Origin of the sequence: Streptomyces sp. PT12, assembly GCF_003311645.1 — a bacterium.
Lineage (GTDB): Bacteria > Actinomycetota > Actinomycetes > Streptomycetales > Streptomycetaceae > Streptomyces.
The window spans coordinates 1-236 of sequence record NZ_QEST01000135.1 but is presented as its reverse complement, the minus strand read 5'-3'; the positions used below and the strand labels follow the sequence as shown (position 1 = coordinate 236).

The window sequence follows — 236 nt, the reverse complement described above, 5'->3', positions numbered from 1 at the left end:
CGCTGGCCATGGACCCTCAGCAGCGCCTCCTCCTCGAAACCGCCTGGGAAACGTTCGAACGCGCCGGTATCGCGCCGTCCGCCCTGCGTGGGAGCGCCACCGGCGTCTTCGTCGGCACCAACAGCCAGGACTATGCCACCCTCCTGATGTTCGCCGAGGACGAGCTCGTCGGCCACGTCGGCACGGGCAACGCGGCGAGTGTGGTGTCGGGTCGGTTGTCGTATGCGTTTGGGCTT

1 protein-coding gene is annotated in these 236 nt (G+C 67.8%); it reads left to right on the top strand.

The window, feature by feature from the left end:
* A partial coding sequence (locus tag DEH69_RS15470) for a beta-ketoacyl synthase N-terminal-like domain-containing protein (protein WP_147255606.1) occupies window positions 1-236 on the top strand: 236 nt, incomplete at both ends.